General features: G+C 68.0%; 16 protein-coding genes. 7 read left to right on the top strand and 9 right to left on the bottom strand.

Annotated features, from left to right (window positions below):
* Positions 1–58: 58 nt before the first annotated feature.
* Complete coding sequence (locus tag ACWF4Z_RS08675) at positions 59–1,300, top strand: L,D-transpeptidase (RefSeq protein ID WP_452242354.1); 1,242 nt, start codon at positions 59–61, stop codon at positions 1,298–1,300.
* Here ACWF4Z_RS08675 and ACWF4Z_RS08670 read toward each other — a convergent pair.
* Entirely contained in the window at positions 1,286–2,080 is a 795-nt protein-coding gene (locus ACWF4Z_RS08670) for an alpha/beta fold hydrolase (RefSeq protein ID WP_452242353.1), read from the bottom strand. The two genes, ACWF4Z_RS08675 and ACWF4Z_RS08670, sit on opposite strands and share 15 nt — an antisense overlap.
* Before the next feature lie 40 nt (positions 2,081–2,120).
* Between ACWF4Z_RS08670 and ACWF4Z_RS08665 the strand changes: the two genes are divergently transcribed.
* Positions 2,121–2,585 (top strand): MarR family winged helix-turn-helix transcriptional regulator, encoded by a 465-nt coding sequence (locus ACWF4Z_RS08665; protein ID WP_452242352.1) that lies wholly within the window; start codon positions 2,121–2,123, stop codon positions 2,583–2,585.
* Between the two features lie 48 nt (positions 2,586–2,633).
* Here the strand turns inward: ACWF4Z_RS08665 and qcrB are convergent, their stop codons facing one another.
* The 4 genes from qcrB to ctaE are packed head-to-tail and all read right to left on the bottom strand — an operon-like array spanning position 2,634 to position 6,872.
* Entirely contained in the window at positions 2,634–4,304 is a 1,671-nt protein-coding gene (gene qcrB / locus ACWF4Z_RS08660) for a cytochrome bc1 complex cytochrome b subunit (protein WP_452242351.1), read from the bottom strand.
* Positions 4,301–5,350, bottom strand: a complete 1,050-nt coding sequence (gene qcrA, locus ACWF4Z_RS08655) for a cytochrome bc1 complex Rieske iron-sulfur subunit (protein ID WP_452242350.1) — start codon at positions 5,348–5,350, stop codon at positions 4,301–4,303. Before qcrA ends, qcrB begins: the two co-directional genes overlap by 4 nt.
* Complete coding sequence (gene qcrC, locus ACWF4Z_RS08650) at positions 5,347–6,213, bottom strand: cytochrome bc1 complex diheme cytochrome c subunit (protein ID WP_452242349.1); 867 nt, start codon at positions 6,211–6,213, stop codon at positions 5,347–5,349. Before qcrC ends, qcrA begins: the two co-directional genes overlap by 4 nt.
* Positions 6,210–6,872 (bottom strand): aa3-type cytochrome oxidase subunit III, encoded by a 663-nt coding sequence (gene ctaE, locus ACWF4Z_RS08645; RefSeq protein ID WP_452242348.1) that lies wholly within the window; start codon positions 6,870–6,872, stop codon positions 6,210–6,212. Before ctaE ends, qcrC begins: the two co-directional genes overlap by 4 nt.
* An 82-nt stretch (positions 6,873–6,954) precedes the next feature.
* Here ctaE and ACWF4Z_RS08640 point away from each other — a divergent pair, with 82 nt between their 5' ends.
* Genes ACWF4Z_RS08640 through trpD form a run of 3 tightly spaced genes read left to right on the top strand, consistent with a single transcriptional unit; the run spans position 6,955 to position 9,405 of the window.
* Entirely contained in the window at positions 6,955–7,872 is a 918-nt protein-coding gene (locus ACWF4Z_RS08640; RefSeq protein ID WP_452242347.1) for a cytochrome c oxidase assembly protein, read from the top strand.
* A 55-nt stretch (positions 7,873–7,927) separates the two neighbouring features.
* The gene (locus tag ACWF4Z_RS08635) at positions 7,928–8,347 is read left to right on the top strand and encodes an Rv3143 family two-component system response regulator (protein ID WP_452242346.1); all 420 of its coding nucleotides are present in this window, start codon (positions 7,928–7,930) and stop codon (positions 8,345–8,347) included.
* 14 nt (positions 8,348–8,361) lie between these two features.
* Positions 8,362–9,405: an anthranilate phosphoribosyltransferase gene (gene trpD / locus ACWF4Z_RS08630; RefSeq protein WP_452242345.1), complete on the top strand. Its 1,044-nt coding sequence runs from the start codon at positions 8,362–8,364 to the stop codon at positions 9,403–9,405.
* A 48-nt stretch (positions 9,406–9,453) separates the two neighbouring features.
* Here trpD and ACWF4Z_RS08625 read toward each other — a convergent pair whose 3' ends face one another.
* On the bottom strand, positions 9,454–10,155 hold the full coding sequence (locus ACWF4Z_RS08625; RefSeq protein ID WP_452242344.1) for a hypothetical protein: 702 nt from the start codon (positions 10,153–10,155) through the stop codon (positions 9,454–9,456).
* Between the two features lie 81 nt (positions 10,156–10,236).
* Here ACWF4Z_RS08625 and ACWF4Z_RS08620 point away from each other — a divergent pair, with 81 nt between their 5' ends.
* Positions 10,237–10,701, top strand: a complete 465-nt coding sequence (locus ACWF4Z_RS08620) for a hypothetical protein (protein ID WP_452242343.1) — start codon at positions 10,237–10,239, stop codon at positions 10,699–10,701.
* A gap of 289 nt (positions 10,702–10,990) precedes the next feature.
* Here ACWF4Z_RS08620 and ACWF4Z_RS08615 read toward each other — a convergent pair whose 3' ends face one another.
* Genes ACWF4Z_RS08615 through ACWF4Z_RS08605 form a run of 3 tightly spaced genes read right to left on the bottom strand, consistent with a single transcriptional unit; the run spans position 10,991 to position 15,170 of the window.
* Positions 10,991–14,026: a hypothetical protein gene (locus tag ACWF4Z_RS08615; protein WP_452242342.1), complete on the bottom strand. Its 3,036-nt coding sequence runs from the start codon at positions 14,024–14,026 to the stop codon at positions 10,991–10,993.
* A gap of 39 nt (positions 14,027–14,065) precedes the next feature.
* Entirely contained in the window at positions 14,066–14,353 is a 288-nt protein-coding gene (locus tag ACWF4Z_RS08610) for an Lrp/AsnC family transcriptional regulator (RefSeq protein ID WP_452242341.1), read from the bottom strand.
* Positions 14,354–14,372: 19 nt separating this feature from the next.
* Positions 14,373–15,170: a helix-turn-helix domain-containing protein gene (locus ACWF4Z_RS08605; protein ID WP_452242340.1), complete on the bottom strand. Its 798-nt coding sequence runs from the start codon at positions 15,168–15,170 to the stop codon at positions 14,373–14,375.
* Between the two features lie 110 nt (positions 15,171–15,280).
* Between ACWF4Z_RS08605 and ACWF4Z_RS08600 the strand changes: the two genes are divergently transcribed.
* Complete coding sequence (locus tag ACWF4Z_RS08600) at positions 15,281–15,697, top strand: hypothetical protein (protein WP_452242339.1); 417 nt, start codon at positions 15,281–15,283, stop codon at positions 15,695–15,697.
* Positions 15,698–16,390: the final 693 nt, after the last annotated feature.

Genomic DNA, 16,390 nt, shown 5'->3' with positions numbered 1-16,390 from the left:
GATACCCTGACGGCGGTTTGACGAAACAGGGGAGAACTGGGGAATGGTGAGCAGTTCGGTGAGGAAGCACGGCCTTGCCGTGGTTGGCGTCTGCATGGTCCTGCTGGCCGGCACGGCGTGCAGCGACACGAAGGCAGCCGGCAACAACCCGTCGACGCCGGGCGCGTCGACGACGCAGAGCAACGAGACACCGGGCGCTTCGACGACCCCGGGTGCCTCGACGACGCCGTCGCAGGACCCGGCCTCAGCGGCGATCGCGATCGTGCCCGCCAAGGGCGCGGCGTCGGTCCAGCCGGACAAGCCGGTGACCGTCACTTCGACGGCCGGCAAGCTGACCACGGTCACGCTCAAGGACGACGACGGCGACAAGGTCGAAGGCACCTTCAACGCGGACAAGACGCAGTGGACGTCCGCGGCGCTGCTCAAGCCGGGCGCGACGTACACGGTGAGCGGTTCGGCCGAGGGCACCGATGGTGCGACCGTGCCGATCAGCTCGACGTTCAAGACGCTGAAGGCGACCAAGACGCTGAAGGCCTCGGTGGTCCCGCTGAACGGTGAGACCGTCGGTGTGGCGCTGCCGATCCAGATCTTCTGGAACAACCCGGTCAAGGACCGCGCGGCGGTCGAGAAGCAGCTCAAGGTGACCACGTCGGTCCCGGTCACGGGCAGCTGGCACTGGGTGAACAGCAAGCAGGTCAACTACCGGCCGATGAACTACTGGCCGGCCGGCACCAAGGTCACCGTCGACATCGCCACCCAGGGCGTGAACGCCGGGAACAACACCTGGGGCACGGCCAGCCGCAAGATCCAGTTCAGCATCGGCAAGTCGGTCATCGCCAACATCAACGTCAAGAAGCACTCGATGACCGTCACGATCAGCGGCAAGCTGGCCCGGACCATCCCGATCACCGCCGGCAAGGACGGCTTCACCACCCGCAGCGGGGTGAAGGTGATCATGGAGAAGTTCCCCGTCAAGCGGATGGACGCGGCCACGATCGGCCTCAAGCCCGGCGACCCGAACTACTACAACATTCCCGACGTGAAGTGGGCCCAGCGGGTGACGAGCTCAGGCGAGTTCGTCCACGGCGCCCCCTGGTCGGGCGGCAGCCAAGGCAGCGCCAACGTCAGCCATGGCTGCGTCGGCATGAGCCTCGCGAATGCCCAGTGGTACTACAACCAAACCCTCCGCGGCGACCCCGTCATCGTCACCGGCACCACCCGCCACATGGAACCAGGCAACGGCTGGACCGACTGGAACACCAAGTGGTCCGCCTACAAGGCCGGCTCAGCCCTGAGCTGACCATTTGAGCAGGATCTCGCCGAGCTCGGCACCGTGAGCCGCGGGGAGCGAGTGGTGGGTGGCAGTAGCCATCCGCACCACACTCGCCCCCGCGGCTTTCGCCTTTTCGGCTACGCGATCCGGATCGTGCGCCTTGGAGCGATCTGCCACGACCACCAGCAGATCTGGGGTGCCTGAGGCCGTCGATGGTCTGCGGGGCCGGACTGGTCGGGTGCTGGGCTCGAGCGTGCCTAGGGCGGCCAAGTTCACCCAGTCGGGATCAACCGGTACGCCCTGGGTTTCCCAGTGGATGAAGGACTTGTAGCGGGACTCGGTGGGTTTGAGGAGCATGGGGAGGGCTCGGGCCAGGTAGGTGGGTTTGATGCCGGTGAAGCAGTCTGTGGGGTCTATGAGGGCCAGCTTCGGGACGGGGTGGTGGAGGGCGTAGGTGAGGGCTGTCCAGGCGCCGTAGGAATGGCCTACCAGGAGTGGGTCTTCTGCGTGGAGCTCTTGGAGTACGGCGGCTAGCCAGCTGACCAGGTCCTCGATGGTGCGGGGTGGGTTGGCGGTGCTGCGGCCCGGGGCGCCGGGGAGGTCCGGGGCGTAGACGCGGTGGTGTTGCGCCAGTTGGGGCGCTACGGCGAACCAGACGGCTGAGGTTGCGCCATGGCCGGCCAGGAGGACGACCGGAGGGGCGGAGGTGGGGCCGCAGGCGATGACGTGGGTGCCGCTGACGTCGAGCTGCTCTATCGGGACTCCCCAGCGGCCGAGGAGAACGTCGTACGCGTCGTGGAAGGTCATGACGCGAGAATAGCTCACTGAGTGAGGTAACTTGAGGGGTATGCGAGAAGGAGTGGTGCCGGCGGACCCCGAGCGGGCGGCGGCGTTGGAGTTGGTGCATCGGCTGCGGGAGGTCGCGCTGCGGCTCGAGTTGGCGGTAGGGGAGTTCGCGCGGACGACGGGTCTGCACGGGACCGACGTACGGGCGCTTGTCCGTTTGCTCGATGCTGAGCGGGCCGGGATGGAGGCGACGCCGGGGTGGCTGGCTGAGCAGCTCGGTATGACCTCTCAGGCGACGACAGCGGTCATTCACCGGCTGGAGGGTGCCGGGCACGTTGAACGGCTCAGAAGCCGCTCAGACGGTCGGAGTGCTCGCCTTCAGGTCTCCGACTCCGCAGTCGCCCTCGGCTGGCAGTTCTTCGGCCCACTACTCGACCGCCTGATCACCACCACCGAAGCACTGGACCCACACGACCAGACCGTCGTGAAGGCCTACCTGGCCGCCGTCTCAACAGCACTGGGATAAAGCGAAAGGCCCCGGCAAGTGCCGGGGCCTTTCGGGTGGTGCGGAGTACTACGAACGGTCGCGCGTGACCTCTCGGTAGGTCTCGGTCTCGCTCAGGTCGTGGATCTCGTCCGCGTCGTGAGCGTGCTCGTGGCCGGTCTCGAGCTCCTCGGCCGTCGGCTTCTGGACCGCGTCGGCGAAGTAGAAGCGCGACAGCCGGGCGCGGAGCTTGTTGAGGGCCCGGCGTGGGGCGCGGACGCCGTTGTCGTCGGTCTCCGGACCGATGTCGAGCGGCACGGTCCGGTCGTGCGCGGTGAGCGCATAGGCCTCGCACGTCGAGACCGGCGTGTGCTTCTCGCTGTACGCGCCATCGGGGGAGCGGACGATCACACCGGACTCGAGCCCGTGCAGGAGCCGCTCGTTGTCGGAACGCTGCAGCGAGATCGCGATCCGTCGAGTCACCCAGAACGCCAGCACCGGACCGAGGAACACCGCGAACCGGAGGAACCAGGTCACGTGGTTCAGCGAGAGGTTGAAGTGGGTCGCCACCAGGTCGTTACCGCCACCGATCCACAGCAGGCCGTAGAAGGTGATGAACGCGGCACCGATACCGGTCCGGGTCGGCATGTTGCGCGGCCGGTCCAGGAGGTGGTGCTCCCGCTTGTCTCCGGTGATCCAGCCCTCGATGAACGGATACGCCGCGACCAGCGTGACGAAGAGTGGAGGCACGAGTAGCGCAGGTATGAGCAGGTTCCAGCTGAGAGTGACGCCCCAGAAGTGCGACTCGAAGCCCGGCATTATTCGGACCGAGCCTTCCAGCCAGCCCATGTACCAGTCGGGCTGGGAACCCGCCGTGACTTCTGACGGGTTGTAAGGCCCGTACAGCCAGACCGGGTTGATCTGCATCAGCGCACCCATCAGCGCGGTGATGCCGAAGACGACGAAGAAGAAGCCGCCGGCCTTGGCCATGTACACCGGCATCAGCGGGTAGCCGACCACGTTCTTCTCGGTCCGGCCGGGACCGGCGTACTGGGTGTGCTTGTGGTACACGACCAGGAAGAGGTGGACCGTGACCAGCGCCAGGATCAACCCCGGGATCAGCAGCACGTGCACGGTGAAGAACCGGGAGACGAACTCGTCGCCGGGGAACTCGCCGCCGAAGATGAAGAAGCTCAGGTAGGTACCGATGATCGGTGACGCCTGGATCATGCCCTGGGTGATCCGCAGACCCGTACCGGACAGCAGGTCGTCGGGGAGGCCGTACCCGATGAAGCCCTCGATGATGCCGAGGAACAGCATCCCGAAGCCGATCACCCAGTTCAGCTCACGCGGCTTGCGGAACGCGCCGGTGAAGAAGATGCGGAGCAGGTGGACCATCATCGCGGCGATGAACAGTACGGCGGCCCAGTGGTGGATCTGCCGCATCAGCAGACCGCCACGGACGTCGAACGAGATGTCCAGCGTGGAGGCGTAGGCCTCCGACATGTGCAGGCCCTTGAGCAGGCTGTACGAGCCCTGGTACTCGACCTCGCCCATCGACGGCTTGAACCACAGCGTCAGGAAGATGCCGGTGAGGATCAGGATGATGAAGCTGTACAGCGCGATCTCGCCGAGCATGAACGACCAGTGGTCCGGGAAGACCTTGCGCAGGTTCTTCCGGCCGATCTTGCCGATGCCGAGTCGGTCGTCGACCCACTTGACCGGTGGGGGGAACTCTTTTGTCTCGGACACTGCAGTCACCCTCGTTCCCAGAAGCTCGGGCCAACCGGCTCGTCGAAGCCGTTCTGTGCCACCAGGTAGCCCTCGCTGTCCACTGCCAACGGTAGCTGAGGCAGCGGGCGAGCGGCAGGCCCGAAAACGACCTTGGCGCTGTCGGACAGGTCGAACGTCGACTGGTGACACGGGCAGAGCACGTGGTGCGTGGTCTGCTCGTACAGCGAGATCGGGCAACCCACGTGGGTGCAGATCTTGGAGTAGCACAGGATGCCGTCGACACCCCAGTTCTCCCGGCCCGGCTTGGTGCGGATCTCCGCGGGCCGGATCCGGACCACGATCACCGCGGCCTTGGCACGGGCGTTCTGGTACTCGACGGCGCTCTGCTCCTGCAGCGGCGGGAGGTTGGCCGGGATCGCGTTGACCAGCTGGCCGACCACCAGGTCGGCCGGCTTGATCGGGCGGTCGGTGACGTCGCTGACGACCCGGATGCCCTTGGCCCAGATGGTGTTGTAGAGGCTGCGGCCGGGCAGCGGACCGAGGTCGCGCAGGAACACGATGGCCGGCAGGCCGAGCAGACCCATGCTCGCCAGCAGCGAGCGGCGGATCAGCTTGCGCCGGGTGAACCCGGACTCCGCGGTGCCCTGCTTGAACGCCTCGGTGATGTCGGCGATCTGCTCGGGCGAGGAGTGTGCGTCGTGGCGGTCCTCGGCGATCTCCTCGTCGACCATCAGCTTCTTGGCCCACTGGATCGCGCCGGCGCCGATCAGGAACAGCGCGAGCCCGAGGCACAGGCCCAGCGTCATGTTGTTCGCGTTGCCGGACAGCGGGCCGAACTGGATCTCGGCGTCCCGCGGGATGGCGAAGTACGCCACACAGGAGCCCAGCGCCAGCAGGCCGGCCAGGGTGAACATCGTCGACACCTGGCGCTCGACCCGGTCGGCGGCCTTGGCGTCGATGTCGGTGATGCGGTACTCGTGCGGCTCGATGCCCGGGTCCGGGATCGGCTCGGCCACGACGACGTCGTGACCGTGGTCGTCCCCGGCCTTCACCGGAAGGTTGTCGTTGCTCATTCGGCCTTCGCCCCCTTGGCCTTGACGCCCTTGGCGCCGATCCACACCGCGACACAGACGAGCAGGCCGATACCGACCAGCCAGCCCCACAGGCCTTCAGAGACCGGGCCGAGCCGGCCGAGACCGAAGCCGCCCGGGTCCTTCTGGGTCTCCAGCGTCTTCAGGTAGGCGATGATGTCGGCCTTGTCCTGCGGCAGCATCACCTGGTCGGAGAAGACCGGCATCTGCTGCGGGCCGGTCAGCATCGCTTCGTAGATGTGCTTCTCGCTGACACCCATCAGCGACGGCGCGTACTTGCCGTTCGGCAGTGCGCCACCGCGACCGGCGAAGTTGTGGCAGGCCGTGCAGTTGGTCCGGAACAGCTCGCCGCCGCGGGTGACCTGCTCGTCGGTGGCCTTGCTGACGTCGTACGACTCCGAGGCCGGGACCGCCGGGCCGGGCGCGAGGGAGGCGATGTACGCCGCGAGCGCCTCGATCTCCTCCTGCGTGTAGACCGGTGGCTTGCGCGGGATCTGCGCGCCCGGCTGCTGGGCGGGCATCCGGCCGGTGCCGACCTGGAAGTCGACCGCGGCCGCGCCGACACCGATCAGCGACGGCGCGGTGAACTTGCCCCCGCCGTTCGTGCCGCCCTCGGCGTTCAGGCCGTGGCAGCTGGAGCAGCCGACCGCGAAGAGCTTCTTGCCCTCCTCGATCTGCTGTGACTGGGCCGAGTTGTCCGCGACCGCGTTGTCAGGGGCGAAGGCGGCGTACGCCGATCCCACTGCCAGGAGGCCGAACAGAAGCACGACGAGGCCGGCTGACCGGTGCCGTCGACGTGCGGAGAGAAAGCGCGCCGGTGACAAGGAAGATCTCTTCTCACTCATTTGAGCAGGTAGATGGTCGCGAACAGGGCGATCCAGACCACATCGACGAAGTGCCAGTAGTAGGACACGACGATCGCCGAAACGGCCTGTTCGTGGGTGAACTTACGAGCCATGAACGTCCTGGCCAGGACGAACACGAAAGCGATGAGACCGCCGGTCACGTGCAGACCGTGGAACCCGGTGGTCAGGTAGAAGACCGACCCGTACGGCGAGGACGAGATCGTGATGCCCTCGTGGACCAGGGTGGCGTACTCGGTGACCTGGCCGGCCACGAAGACCGAGCCCATCAGGTAGGTGAGGACGAACCACTCACGCATACCCCAGGAGCGCGGGTTCAGCAGCGCGCCGGTCCGGCCCACCTTGCCGTGCTCGGCGGCGAACACACCCGCCTGGCAGGTGAACGACGACGCGACCAGGATGAACGTGTTCACCGAGGCGAACGGCACGTTCAGGTGCCCGGTGGAGAAGTCCCACAGCGTCTGGGTCCCAGCGGCAGCGGAAGCGGTCGTCACGGACCGGATCGTGAAGTACGCCGCGAAGAGCGCGGCGAAGAACATCAGTTCGCTCGAGAGCCAGACGATCGTGCCGACACTGACCATGCTGGGACGGTCGTGGTGTCCGTGTTCACGAGACGCTGGGAGCGCGGTTGCAGTGGCCACGCCGTCATTATGTCGGTCCCCGCATCAACTGCCACGACCACCCCCATGCATGTCGTCAACTAATGGTTTCTACTGTGTAATCGTGCTTCCCCTCCACGCCACGCCGGGCGACCAGATCGAGCCGTTCACGCCGCTTCGGTTGCTCACGGCCTGGACCTTCGAGCCGGTGTTACTCGGTGTGATCGCCGTGCTGGCCGGGCTCTATCTGTACGGCGTCCATCGCCTGCACAAGCGCGGTGACAAGTGGTCCCGGGGCCGCACGTTCGCCTTCGTCGGACTCGGTCTGGGGAGTGCTCTCGTCGCGACCCAGTCGGCGCTCGGCACCTACGACACGGTGCTGATCAGCGTGCACATGGCTCAGCACATGATCTTGTCGATGCTGACGCCGTTGATGATGGCGCTCGGCGCCCCGGTGTCGCTGGCGTTGCGGACCCTCCCACAGCGTCCGCGGAAGTGGTTGCTCTCCGTATTGCATTCGCGCGTCGCCAAGGTGCTGTGCTTCCCGCTGATCGGGTTCACGCTGTTCGTCCTGAGCCCGTGGGCGCTCTACTTCAGTGGCTGGTACGACGCCACCCTGCACTCGACCGTGTTGCACGACCTGTTGCATCTGCACTTCATCGTGGTCGGATCACTGTTCTTCTGGCCGTTGCTGGGCCTGGACCCGGTGCCCGGGCGGGTGATCTATCCGTTCCGGTTGATGCTGACCTTCCTCACGCTGCCGTTCCACGCCTTCCTCGGCATCACGATCATGTCCGCGAACAAGCTGATCGCCGAGGACTGGTACACCAGCTTCGGCCGGTCCTGGCCACCGTCACCACTGCGGGACCAGTACATCGCGGGCGGTCTGCTCTGGGGCTCGGGTGACCTCATCGGCGTGGTCTTCTTCGCCGTACTCTTCGTCCAGTGGGTGAAGGAATCGCAGCGGGAGGCGCGCCGGGAGGACCGCCGGCTGGACCGGTTGGAGGAACAGGCTCGCCGGGCCGAGCAGGCGCCCCGGTAGCATTCCCCGTGTTCGATGCAAGGTTCACTACCGGTTCACAACTTGGGATGGGTCGATGAGTGCAGAGGGTCCGCTGAAGGTCCTGGTCTACAGCGACGACCGTACGACGCGGGAGTCGGTCCGGCTGGCCCTGGGTAAGCGGCCGTCCGCCGATCTGCCCGAGCTCGAGTACCTCGAGTGCGCGACCGAGCCGGCCGTGATCAAGGCGATGGACAAGGGCGGGATCGACCTGGCCATCCTGGACGGCGAAGCGGTGCCGGCCGGTGGCCTCGGGATCGCCCGGCAGCTGAAGGACGAGATCTTTCAGTGCCCGCCGATCCTGGTGCTGACCGGTCGCCCGCAGGACGCCTGGCTCGCGACCTGGTCACGGGCCGAGGGCGCGGTCTCGCACCCGCTCGACCCGGTCCGGCTGGCCGAGGTCACCTCGGACCTGCTCCGGCAGCGGCTGGCGAAGCTGCCCGCCACCACCGCCTGACGCGCGGTCAGTCGATGACCGCCTACACCTGGCCGCACGTGCTCGGCCCGTTGATGCGGCGGGAGGACCTCGATGCCTCCGCGACCGCGTGGGCGATGGAGGAGATCCTCTCCGGCGCGGCGTCGCCGGCGCAGCTCGCCGGGTTCGTGATCGCGTTGCGGTCCAAGGGCGAGACGGTGACCGAGGTCGAGGGTCTCGTCGCGACCATGCGGGACTTCGCCACGCGCGTCACCGTTCCCGGCCGGACGCTGGATGTGGTCGGTACCGGCGGTGACCAAGCCCACACCGTGAACATCAGCACGATGTCGGCGATCGTCGCGGCCGGTGCGGGCGCGAAGGTGGTCAAGCACGGGAACCGGGCGGCCTCGTCGGCGTGTGGTGCTGCCGACGTACTGGAGGAGTTGGGGATTCCGCTCGACCTCACCGCGCGGCAGGTCGAGGAGGTGGCGGAGCGAGCCGGCATCACGTTCTGCTTCGCGTCTGCTTTCCACCCTGCGCTGCGCAATGCCGCCGTACCGCGACGCGAGCTCGGGGTGCCGACGTCGTTCAACCTGCTGGGGCCGTTGGCGAACCCAGGAGATCCGTCCGCGCAGGCGGTCGGGGTGGCGGACGCGCGTGTCGCCGGGTTGGTGGCAGGTGTGTTGGCGCGGCGCGGGATCGACGCGCTCGTGTTCCACGGGGACGACGGGCTTGACGAGCTGACCACGCGGACGACGTCACAGGTGTGGGTCGTCGGTGGCGGGACGGTCGAGGGTCCGTTCACGGTGGATCCGCGGGAGTTGGGGATCGAGCCGGTGACGGCGGAAGCGTTGAAGGGCGCGGATGCGTCGTACAACGCGAAGGTCGTGCGGGCGCTGGTCGACGGTGAGCCGGGGGCTGTGCGGGACGTCGTACTGCTGAATGCCGGGGCCGCCCTCGCCGCGTATGAGCCGGTGCCGGGCGACATCACCAGCCGGATCCGTCGTGGCATGGACCGCGCCGCTGAGGCGATCGACTCGGGGGCTGCGAAGGAGACGCTGGATCGGTGGATCCGGGCGTGTGCCGAGGTGCGGAGCTGATTTCGCTGCCGGGGCCGGCGGATTTGTTGCTGCCGGCCCCTGCTGCGGTTACGGGTTGATCTTGATCTGAGCGACCTTGTTCCGCCAGATCTGCTGCCAGGCCGGCGTGGATCCGGCGATGTCGGCGATCGCGACGTCGGCGGTACCGTCGCCGCGGTCGATGACCGCGATCATCACGGTGGAGAAGGTCTCCTTCAGCTTCGGCACGCTGACCTTGACCTTCGCGACGACCTCGTGGCCGGGATGGCCGTTGACGCTGATCACCTTGTGGGTTGTGCCGGGCAGCAGCTGCGCATCCTTGTTGTACAGGCCGACGATCGCGCGTGACCCGGCCTGACCCGCCGCCGTCCGCAGACCGGCTGGCGTGTTGGTGTACTTGATGTCCGGAGCCAGTTGCCCGAACGCGACGTAGTTGCCCCACACCGCGCTCTTGCCGTCGTACTTGTCGTGTACGACGAACCAGGTGGCGGCGCCGCCCGACAGGCCGGTGTACTCGTCGTAGTTGGCCCAGGCCGGGCTCATGAGCGGCATCGTGTCGTTGTTCGCGGCAAGGATATTGGTCCCGACCACGCGGCCCTTCGGGGTCGGCGTCGGGGACGGCGTGAACGACGGGCTGATCGTGGTGATCGGCGCCGGGTTGCCGGACGGGAGCGCGACCGGGGTGACGGCGTCGGCCTTCGACCAGATCCAGCCGACGCTCAGTCCGGTGGTGGCGAGGGCGGCGAGCACCAGGACCAGCGCGCCGATCATCCGTGGTTTCGTCCCGGTGTCAGCGCTCGCTCGTCCCACAATCCCGTACGGCGGATCCCCGGCCGGCCCACCCGGCTGCGGGTGTCCTGGTCCGCCGTGCTGCGCTGGCCGAGCCGGCTGTCCGTACGGCGGTTGCCCGGGGTACTGCTGTCCGTACGGCGGGCTCTGCGTCCCGGGCGCCGAGTGCTGCCCACGCGGCGGATTCGGGTGCTGGTAGGCCGGCTGCTCTGGCTGGCGATAGGGCTGCTGGGCAGACGGCTGCTGCGGTCCGGGGCCTTGGTGCTGGGCCGGCCGCTGCGGCTGTCCGTACGGCTGCTGGCCCGGGTGCTGTGGTTGGTTCTGGTGAGGCCCAACCTGCTGGGGCCGTGGTTGTCCTGGGCCTGGCTGCTGGGTGCCCCACATCGGCTGGCCAGGTTGTTGTGGCTGCGGACGCTGCTGTTGCTGGGGGCGCTGTGGGGGAGGGACCGACTGCTGCCACTGCTGTTGAGGGCCTGGCTGTTGAGTGCCTGGCTGTTGAAGGCCCGGCTGCTGAGGTGGTGGTGCTGAGTGTTGTGGGCGCGTCGGCGGGGGAGGCGGCGGTGCCGGTGCAGGGGACTGCCCGAACAGAGCGTCGGCCGAACCAGGAGCACCACCCAGTGCGTCGCCTGCCGTGGGACGTCGGTCGGCCGCGGCAGGCGGCGCGGAGGTGAACCACGAGTCGTCGGCGGGTGGCTGCGGGCGCTCGCCGTACTGGGGGTGTTCGCCAGGCTGCGAGCCGTCACCGGGGCCGCCCGGGGGCGTGTTGCGCGGGGGCGCGCTGTGCCTCGCCGGCGGGCGCGGGGTCTGGTCTTCGTTCTCAGCCAACGTTGATTCCCTTGTAGGCCTGAATTTCGGCCGCCTTCAGATCCGGACGCGAGGGTGGGATGTCGCTGACGTACGCGACTGCGGTGCCGTCACCGAGGTCGAAAACGGCCACCGTCAGGGTAAGCACTCGAGCGGTCACCGCGGCCGACTTCGCGGTCACGGTCTGCTGGAAGAACCAGCCCGACTTGTCCGACCGCTTCACGGCGCCGCTACTGACCCCCTTGAACGTGACCGGGATGTCGCCGTACAGGTAGGGCCGGATGTCGACCAGCAGTTGTGCCGCGGTCGCCTTCGGGTCGTCGTTGAAACCGGACGCGGTGCCGAGCCCGCCGACCCAGATGTCGGCCTGCCAGTTGTCGACGCCGTTGACCTTCTCCTGCAGGGTCACGTACTGGCCGCTGGAGTTCAGGAGCTCAGGTGCCAGGCGCTTCCGGTCCGACCACGGCGGGTTGCGGCGTGGGAACGAGATCGCATCGGACGAGATTCGGGCGTCGCCCTCGTGCAGCTTCGGGTTCTTCGACTGGCCAGGCTTGGTGGTGCTCGCCCCGGTCGGGCCGCTCGTCGGCTGACTGCCGGTCGGCTGGACTGTCGGCGTACCGGAGTTCTGCGGGTCGGCTTTCTTGTCGTCGCCCGGCTTCACAACCAAGACGATCACCGCCACGATCAATATCACCAGCGCAACCGAGCCACCAAGAATCAACGGCAGCTTCACCCCAGCAGGCCCACCACCGCCCCCAGCCGCCTTGGCCGGCTTCTCACGCTTCGGTTTACCCCCCGACTTCTCCCGCTTCCCCCCACCAACCCGAACCTCCTGCTGCCCCCCACCCCAACCAGTCTGCTGCCCCCCACCCTGCCCACCCCAACCTGCTGGCTGCGCTGCACCCTGCTCACCCCACGCGGTCTGCTGGCCGTTGCCCCAAGCCTGTTGCCCGTCTCCGGCCTGTTGTGCGCCGGCCCACGGCCCGACGTCGGCGGTTGCCTGCGCAGCCGCCCACGGCCCACCCACCGCACCAGCCTGCTGATCCGTACCCCAGCCGTCCTGTTGCCCACCCCAACCATCACCCGGCTGCTGTCCACCACCAACCGGCTGCTGTCCACCACCAACCGCCTGCTGTCCGCCACCGGCGGCTTGCTGCCCGTCGCCCGGCGCCTGCTGACCAGGCTGACCCCAACCTGCACCGCCGCCCTGCTGGGTTTCCCAGGCAGGCGTCGGCCCGCCCGGCCCCGGAGGAGGCGTGCCCCACCCGTTGTCCACCTCGGCGGCACCGGCCTGCTGCTCGTTCCAACCCGCAGCAGCCTCTTGCTGTCCAGCAGTTGGCGTACCCCACCCGTTGTCCACCTCGCCGACACCGGCCTGCTGCTCGCCCCAGGCCGCGGCAGGCTGTTGCGGTCCGGCGGCCGGTGCACCCCACCCGTTGTCCTGCTCGTTCGCTGGAGTCTGCTCGGTCTGCTGTGTGGGGGCAGGAGTTCCCCAGCCCGGGGTCTGTTCGGGTGTGGGCGCCCAGTTGGTGTTCTGGTTAGGTGTGGCGGACTGCTGCGATTCCCAGGCCGGCGTCGGTCCGCCAGGCCCGGGAGGTGGTGTGGTCCAGCCGTTGTCCAGCTCAGGTGCCGCGGCCTGTTGAGTAGGCGCTTCTGCGGCCGGAGCGCCCCAGGATTGTTGTGCTTCTTCTTCAGCGGCCTGCGTACCCCAGCCTGGCTGCTCTTCGGTGAGGTCGTCGTCCTGCTCGGATCCCCACGACGGCGCCGGCGTGGTCTGCGGATCGTCCTCGTCCTCGGGCTGCAGGCTCCAAGCCGCCTGGACCTGAGTAGGTTCGTCGTCATCCGAGGGCCCATCCCAGCCGGTCTGAGCAACCGCCGGCACCTCACCGGCCAGCACTTCACCAGTTGGTACGTCAGCAGTCGGCGCTTCAGCAGCCGATACCTCAGCAGCCGATACCTCACCGGCCGGGACCTCAGCAGCCGGCACCTCAGCAGCCGGTACGACGTCCTCCCGCGGCTTCGGGGCTACCGTCGGGGCCTCGGTCCAGCTCACGTCCGACCAGCTCTGCGCCGGCTCCTCCTGCGCTACCACCGGTCCGCTGCTGGCTTCCGTCGTACCGCTTGGCGGCGCCGCCAACGCGGGGGATTCATTGGTGGTGTCGGACCCTGCGGTTGGAGCGTCTGCCGGCAGGTCAGGCGCGAGCGTCAGCGTCCATCCGGTCGCTGGGGTCTCGACGTCGTCGTCCGTGTCGTCGAGGAGCTCGGTCGGCTCGCGTCGCGACCAGTGCTGCGGTGGTGCTGGTGCGATCACCGGCGCATCCCAGGTAGCCCGAGCCCGCTCAAACGCACTCAACCCCGCGGCACCGTCACCCAAGCCGGTTGTGTTGCCAGTGCCGGCCAAATCGCCCGTGCCGGCCAGATCGCCCGTGTCAGTCAGATCGTCCGTGCCGGCCAGATCGTCCGTGTCAGCCAGATCGTCGGTGTTAGGCGGGTTGGACGGTCGCACCGCGGACAACGGCCGTTCAGCGAGGTTCGCCGGGGCAGACTGCTGCGGGGTCGCCGGCGTACTCCACCAACCCGCCTCTTGGCCCGCATGCCCTGCCGCACTCGATGCGGCAGGCTGAGACCAACCGCCCCCAGCTCCACCGCCCTGAGCTCCACCGCCCTGAGCCTCGCCCTGCTGAGGTCCGTCCGACCAAGACCCAACCGACTGCAGCCCACCAGACTGCCGCCCAGCACCTTGCGTCGCAGCACGCTGCGTCGCAGCACCCTGGGTCGCAGCACCTTGCGTCTGAGCACCCTGGGTCGCAGCACGCTCCGTCCCGCCGCTCTGCGTCGCAGGGCCCTGGGTCCCGCCGCTCTGGGCTTCGCCAGCTTGAGCTGGGCCAACTTCGGCAGCCTGAGGGTTCTCGGTTTGAGGGGTGGTGGGGTTCTCGGGGGTGGGCTCTTCGTGCTCGGTGCGGTTGGTCCACTGCTTCCCGTTCCACCAGCGGATGGTGTTCGGCTGTCCGGTGGGGTCCGGATACCAGCCCTCGGGAGGGTTACTCATGCGCCAACCGTAACTTCAGCTCGTGTCAGATCCCGCGGCTCAGACACCGTCCTCCTGGCCCAGGCTGAAGGCGGCTTCCAGGTCGTGGGTCGAGTACGCGCGGAACGCGATGTGCGTCTCGGTGCTCAGCACCCCGGGCACCCGGTTCACGTGGTCCGGGATGACGGTGGCCAGGTCGTCGTGGCGCGCGACCCGGATCATCGCGATCAGGTCGAGCCCGCCGGTGACGGAGTACACCTCGCTGACGCCCTCGATCGCCGCCACCTGCTCGGCAACCTCGGGGATGCGTGCGACGTCGGCCTTGATGAACACGATCGCGGTGACCATGCCGTCCTCTCCTCGGAACTCACACTCCAACCCGCTGAAGCATAGTGGGATCGAGCGCGCGCAGCCCCGCCGCCGTCGCTTCGTCCACGGGCAGGAATGCCTCCATCCGCAGCTCCGACACGGTCACATCGGTCGCCGTACCGAATCTGCTCAGCGTGGTCACCAGCCGCAGCTCGCCGTACTCCGACCGCAGCACCAGCGGTACGGCGAACCCGAGATGATCCGGCCCGGTCGTCGGCCGGGCCGGCACCATCGCGATCAGCTCCTCGAGCAGCACGTCCGCCCCGGCCCACGGGGTGAGCGCGGCCTCGCGTCCGATCGCGTCGATCACGTGCCAGGACCACTCCGGCAGGTTCACGATCCGCGCCGCCAGCCCGTCAGGGTGCAGCAGCAGCCGCGGGACCGACACCGGCGTCTCCAGCAGGTACGGCGCAACCCCCGCCACCAACGCTTCGAACGAGCGGTTCGCGAGCACCAGCTCACCCCGCCGATCCACCACGATCGCCGGGTACGGTCGATGCCCGTCGAGCACGCTGGTGAGCGCGGATCGGATCGCCGCCAGCCCAGATCCGTCGTACGGCGTCTCGCCGTACGCGGGCGCATATCCGCCGGCGAGGAGCAACTCGTTCCGCTCGCGCAGTGGCACCTGTAACGACTCCGCGAGCCGGATGATCATGTCCCGCCCGGGCACGGACCGTCCGCTCTCGATGAAGCTCACATGCCGCTGCGTCGTCCCCGCGCGCACGGCGAGCTCCAGCTGGCTCACCCGCCGCCGGGCGCGCCACGTCCGAAGTCCGGCCGCCAAGTCAGATGCCATGTCTGCTGTCTATCGCACGCCACCGACAGTCCATACCGACAGTCCACAACCGATCAGGCGATACCCGGCAGGGAATTGTTGCCCACCGACGCCACCGGCAGCCTCGAGATGTGAACAACTCAGCAGAACAACTCGCAGACCGCTACATAGCCCTGTGGAACGAGCCGAACCCGGACGTACGCCGTGAGTCGATCGAGCAACTGTGGACCGGCGACGCCGTGCACCTCGTCGAACCACCCGAGGAGATCGCCAAGCGGGCCGCGCAGATCGGCGTCACCGCGACCCTGGAATCCCGCGGCCACGAAGCACTCGTCGCCCGCGTGACCCGCGCGTACGACGAATTCGTCGGCACCGGACAGTACGAGTTCCGCCGGCACGGCGAGGTCGCCGCGCTCCGCGACCTGGTCAAGCTCCGGTGGGCCATGGTTCCGGTCGGCGGTGGTGACACCGTTGCCATCGGCATCGATCTGCTGCTCCTGACCCCCGCCGGCCGGATCCACACCGACTACCAACTCCTCGAACCCTGACAGGCTCCACAGCCAGCATCACGACAACACCCGCCCACCTGCACGAGCCGGGATATCCGGCGGCGTTGTGGGTTCGCCCCGCTCGTACCAGCAGAGAACCCACAACAGCCGTGGATATCCCGGCTCGTGTGTCGGGTGCGTGGGTTGATGCGGACACCGCTTCGCGGCAGCTGGTCCGTTTGCCGCCTCGGGGGATGGCTGTTGTGCGCTCAGGTGGTGCGCGCGGCGGAGTGTGGTGATAGCCGGGTGCACGCGGGGGGGCGGTGATAGCCGGGTGCCCGGGAGAGGTTGGTTGTGGCGGTTTCCGCTGCGGGAGTGTGTTGGCCGGTGCCCGCCCGGGTATCGAGTCGTGGATCCGGGTCAGGAATCGGCGGCGAATTTCGCCGATATCCACGACTCGAAACCCGGCCCGAACCACTCGCCACGACTCGATACGCCCGACCACGGCCGCCGCCGTCTTTCCGGAACTTCCTGGTCGCTATCCGCAGATTTATCTCCGGAAAGACCCAGCCCAGCCCTCACCACGGTCCACTCCCGGTGATCACACCCCGCACGGACCCCGAGCGTCAGCCTCACCACAGTCCACTCCGTGATCACATCCGATGTGCGACCACTCGGGTCAGCGGCTCCGGGACAGCTGCGATCCTTCCCTGGTCGCGGTGGTGTGGGTCAAGGGTCGAAGATCGCGCAGCG

It is taken from the genome of Kribbella sp. NPDC055071 (assembly GCF_053608045.1).
Note: the sequence above shows the minus strand (reverse complement) of the source record. Positions and strands in the feature narration are given on the sequence as shown.

Bases quoted from the DNA above. Each gene is read 5' to 3' on its own strand.
- ACWF4Z_RS08670 (WP_452242353.1), bottom strand. From the start codon at position 2,080: ATGACCTTCCACGACGCGTACGACGTTCTCCTCGGCCGCTGGGGAGTC.
- ACWF4Z_RS08665 (WP_452242352.1), top strand. From the start codon at position 2,121: ATGCGAGAAGGAGTGGTGCCGGCGGACCCCGAGCGGGCGGCGGCGTTG.
- qcrA (WP_452242350.1), bottom strand. From the start codon at position 5,350: ATGAGCAACGACAACCTTCCGGTGAAGGCCGGGGACGACCACGGTCAC.
- qcrC (WP_452242349.1), bottom strand. From the start codon at position 6,213: ATGAGTGAGAAGAGATCTTCCTTGTCACCGGCGCGCTTTCTCTCCGCA.
- ACWF4Z_RS08635 (WP_452242346.1), top strand. From the start codon at position 7,928: ATGAGTGCAGAGGGTCCGCTGAAGGTCCTGGTCTACAGCGACGACCGT.
- trpD (WP_452242345.1), top strand. From the start codon at position 8,362: ATGACCGCCTACACCTGGCCGCACGTGCTCGGCCCGTTGATGCGGCGG.
- ACWF4Z_RS08625 (WP_452242344.1), bottom strand. From the start codon at position 10,155: ATGATCGGCGCGCTGGTCCTGGTGCTCGCCGCCCTCGCCACCACCGGA.
- ACWF4Z_RS08615 (WP_452242342.1), bottom strand. From the start codon at position 14,026: ATGAGTAACCCTCCCGAGGGCTGGTATCCGGACCCCACCGGACAGCCG.
- ACWF4Z_RS08610 (WP_452242341.1), bottom strand. From the start codon at position 14,353: ATGGTCACCGCGATCGTGTTCATCAAGGCCGACGTCGCACGCATCCCC.
- ACWF4Z_RS08605 (WP_452242340.1), bottom strand. From the start codon at position 15,170: ATGGCATCTGACTTGGCGGCCGGACTTCGGACGTGGCGCGCCCGGCGG.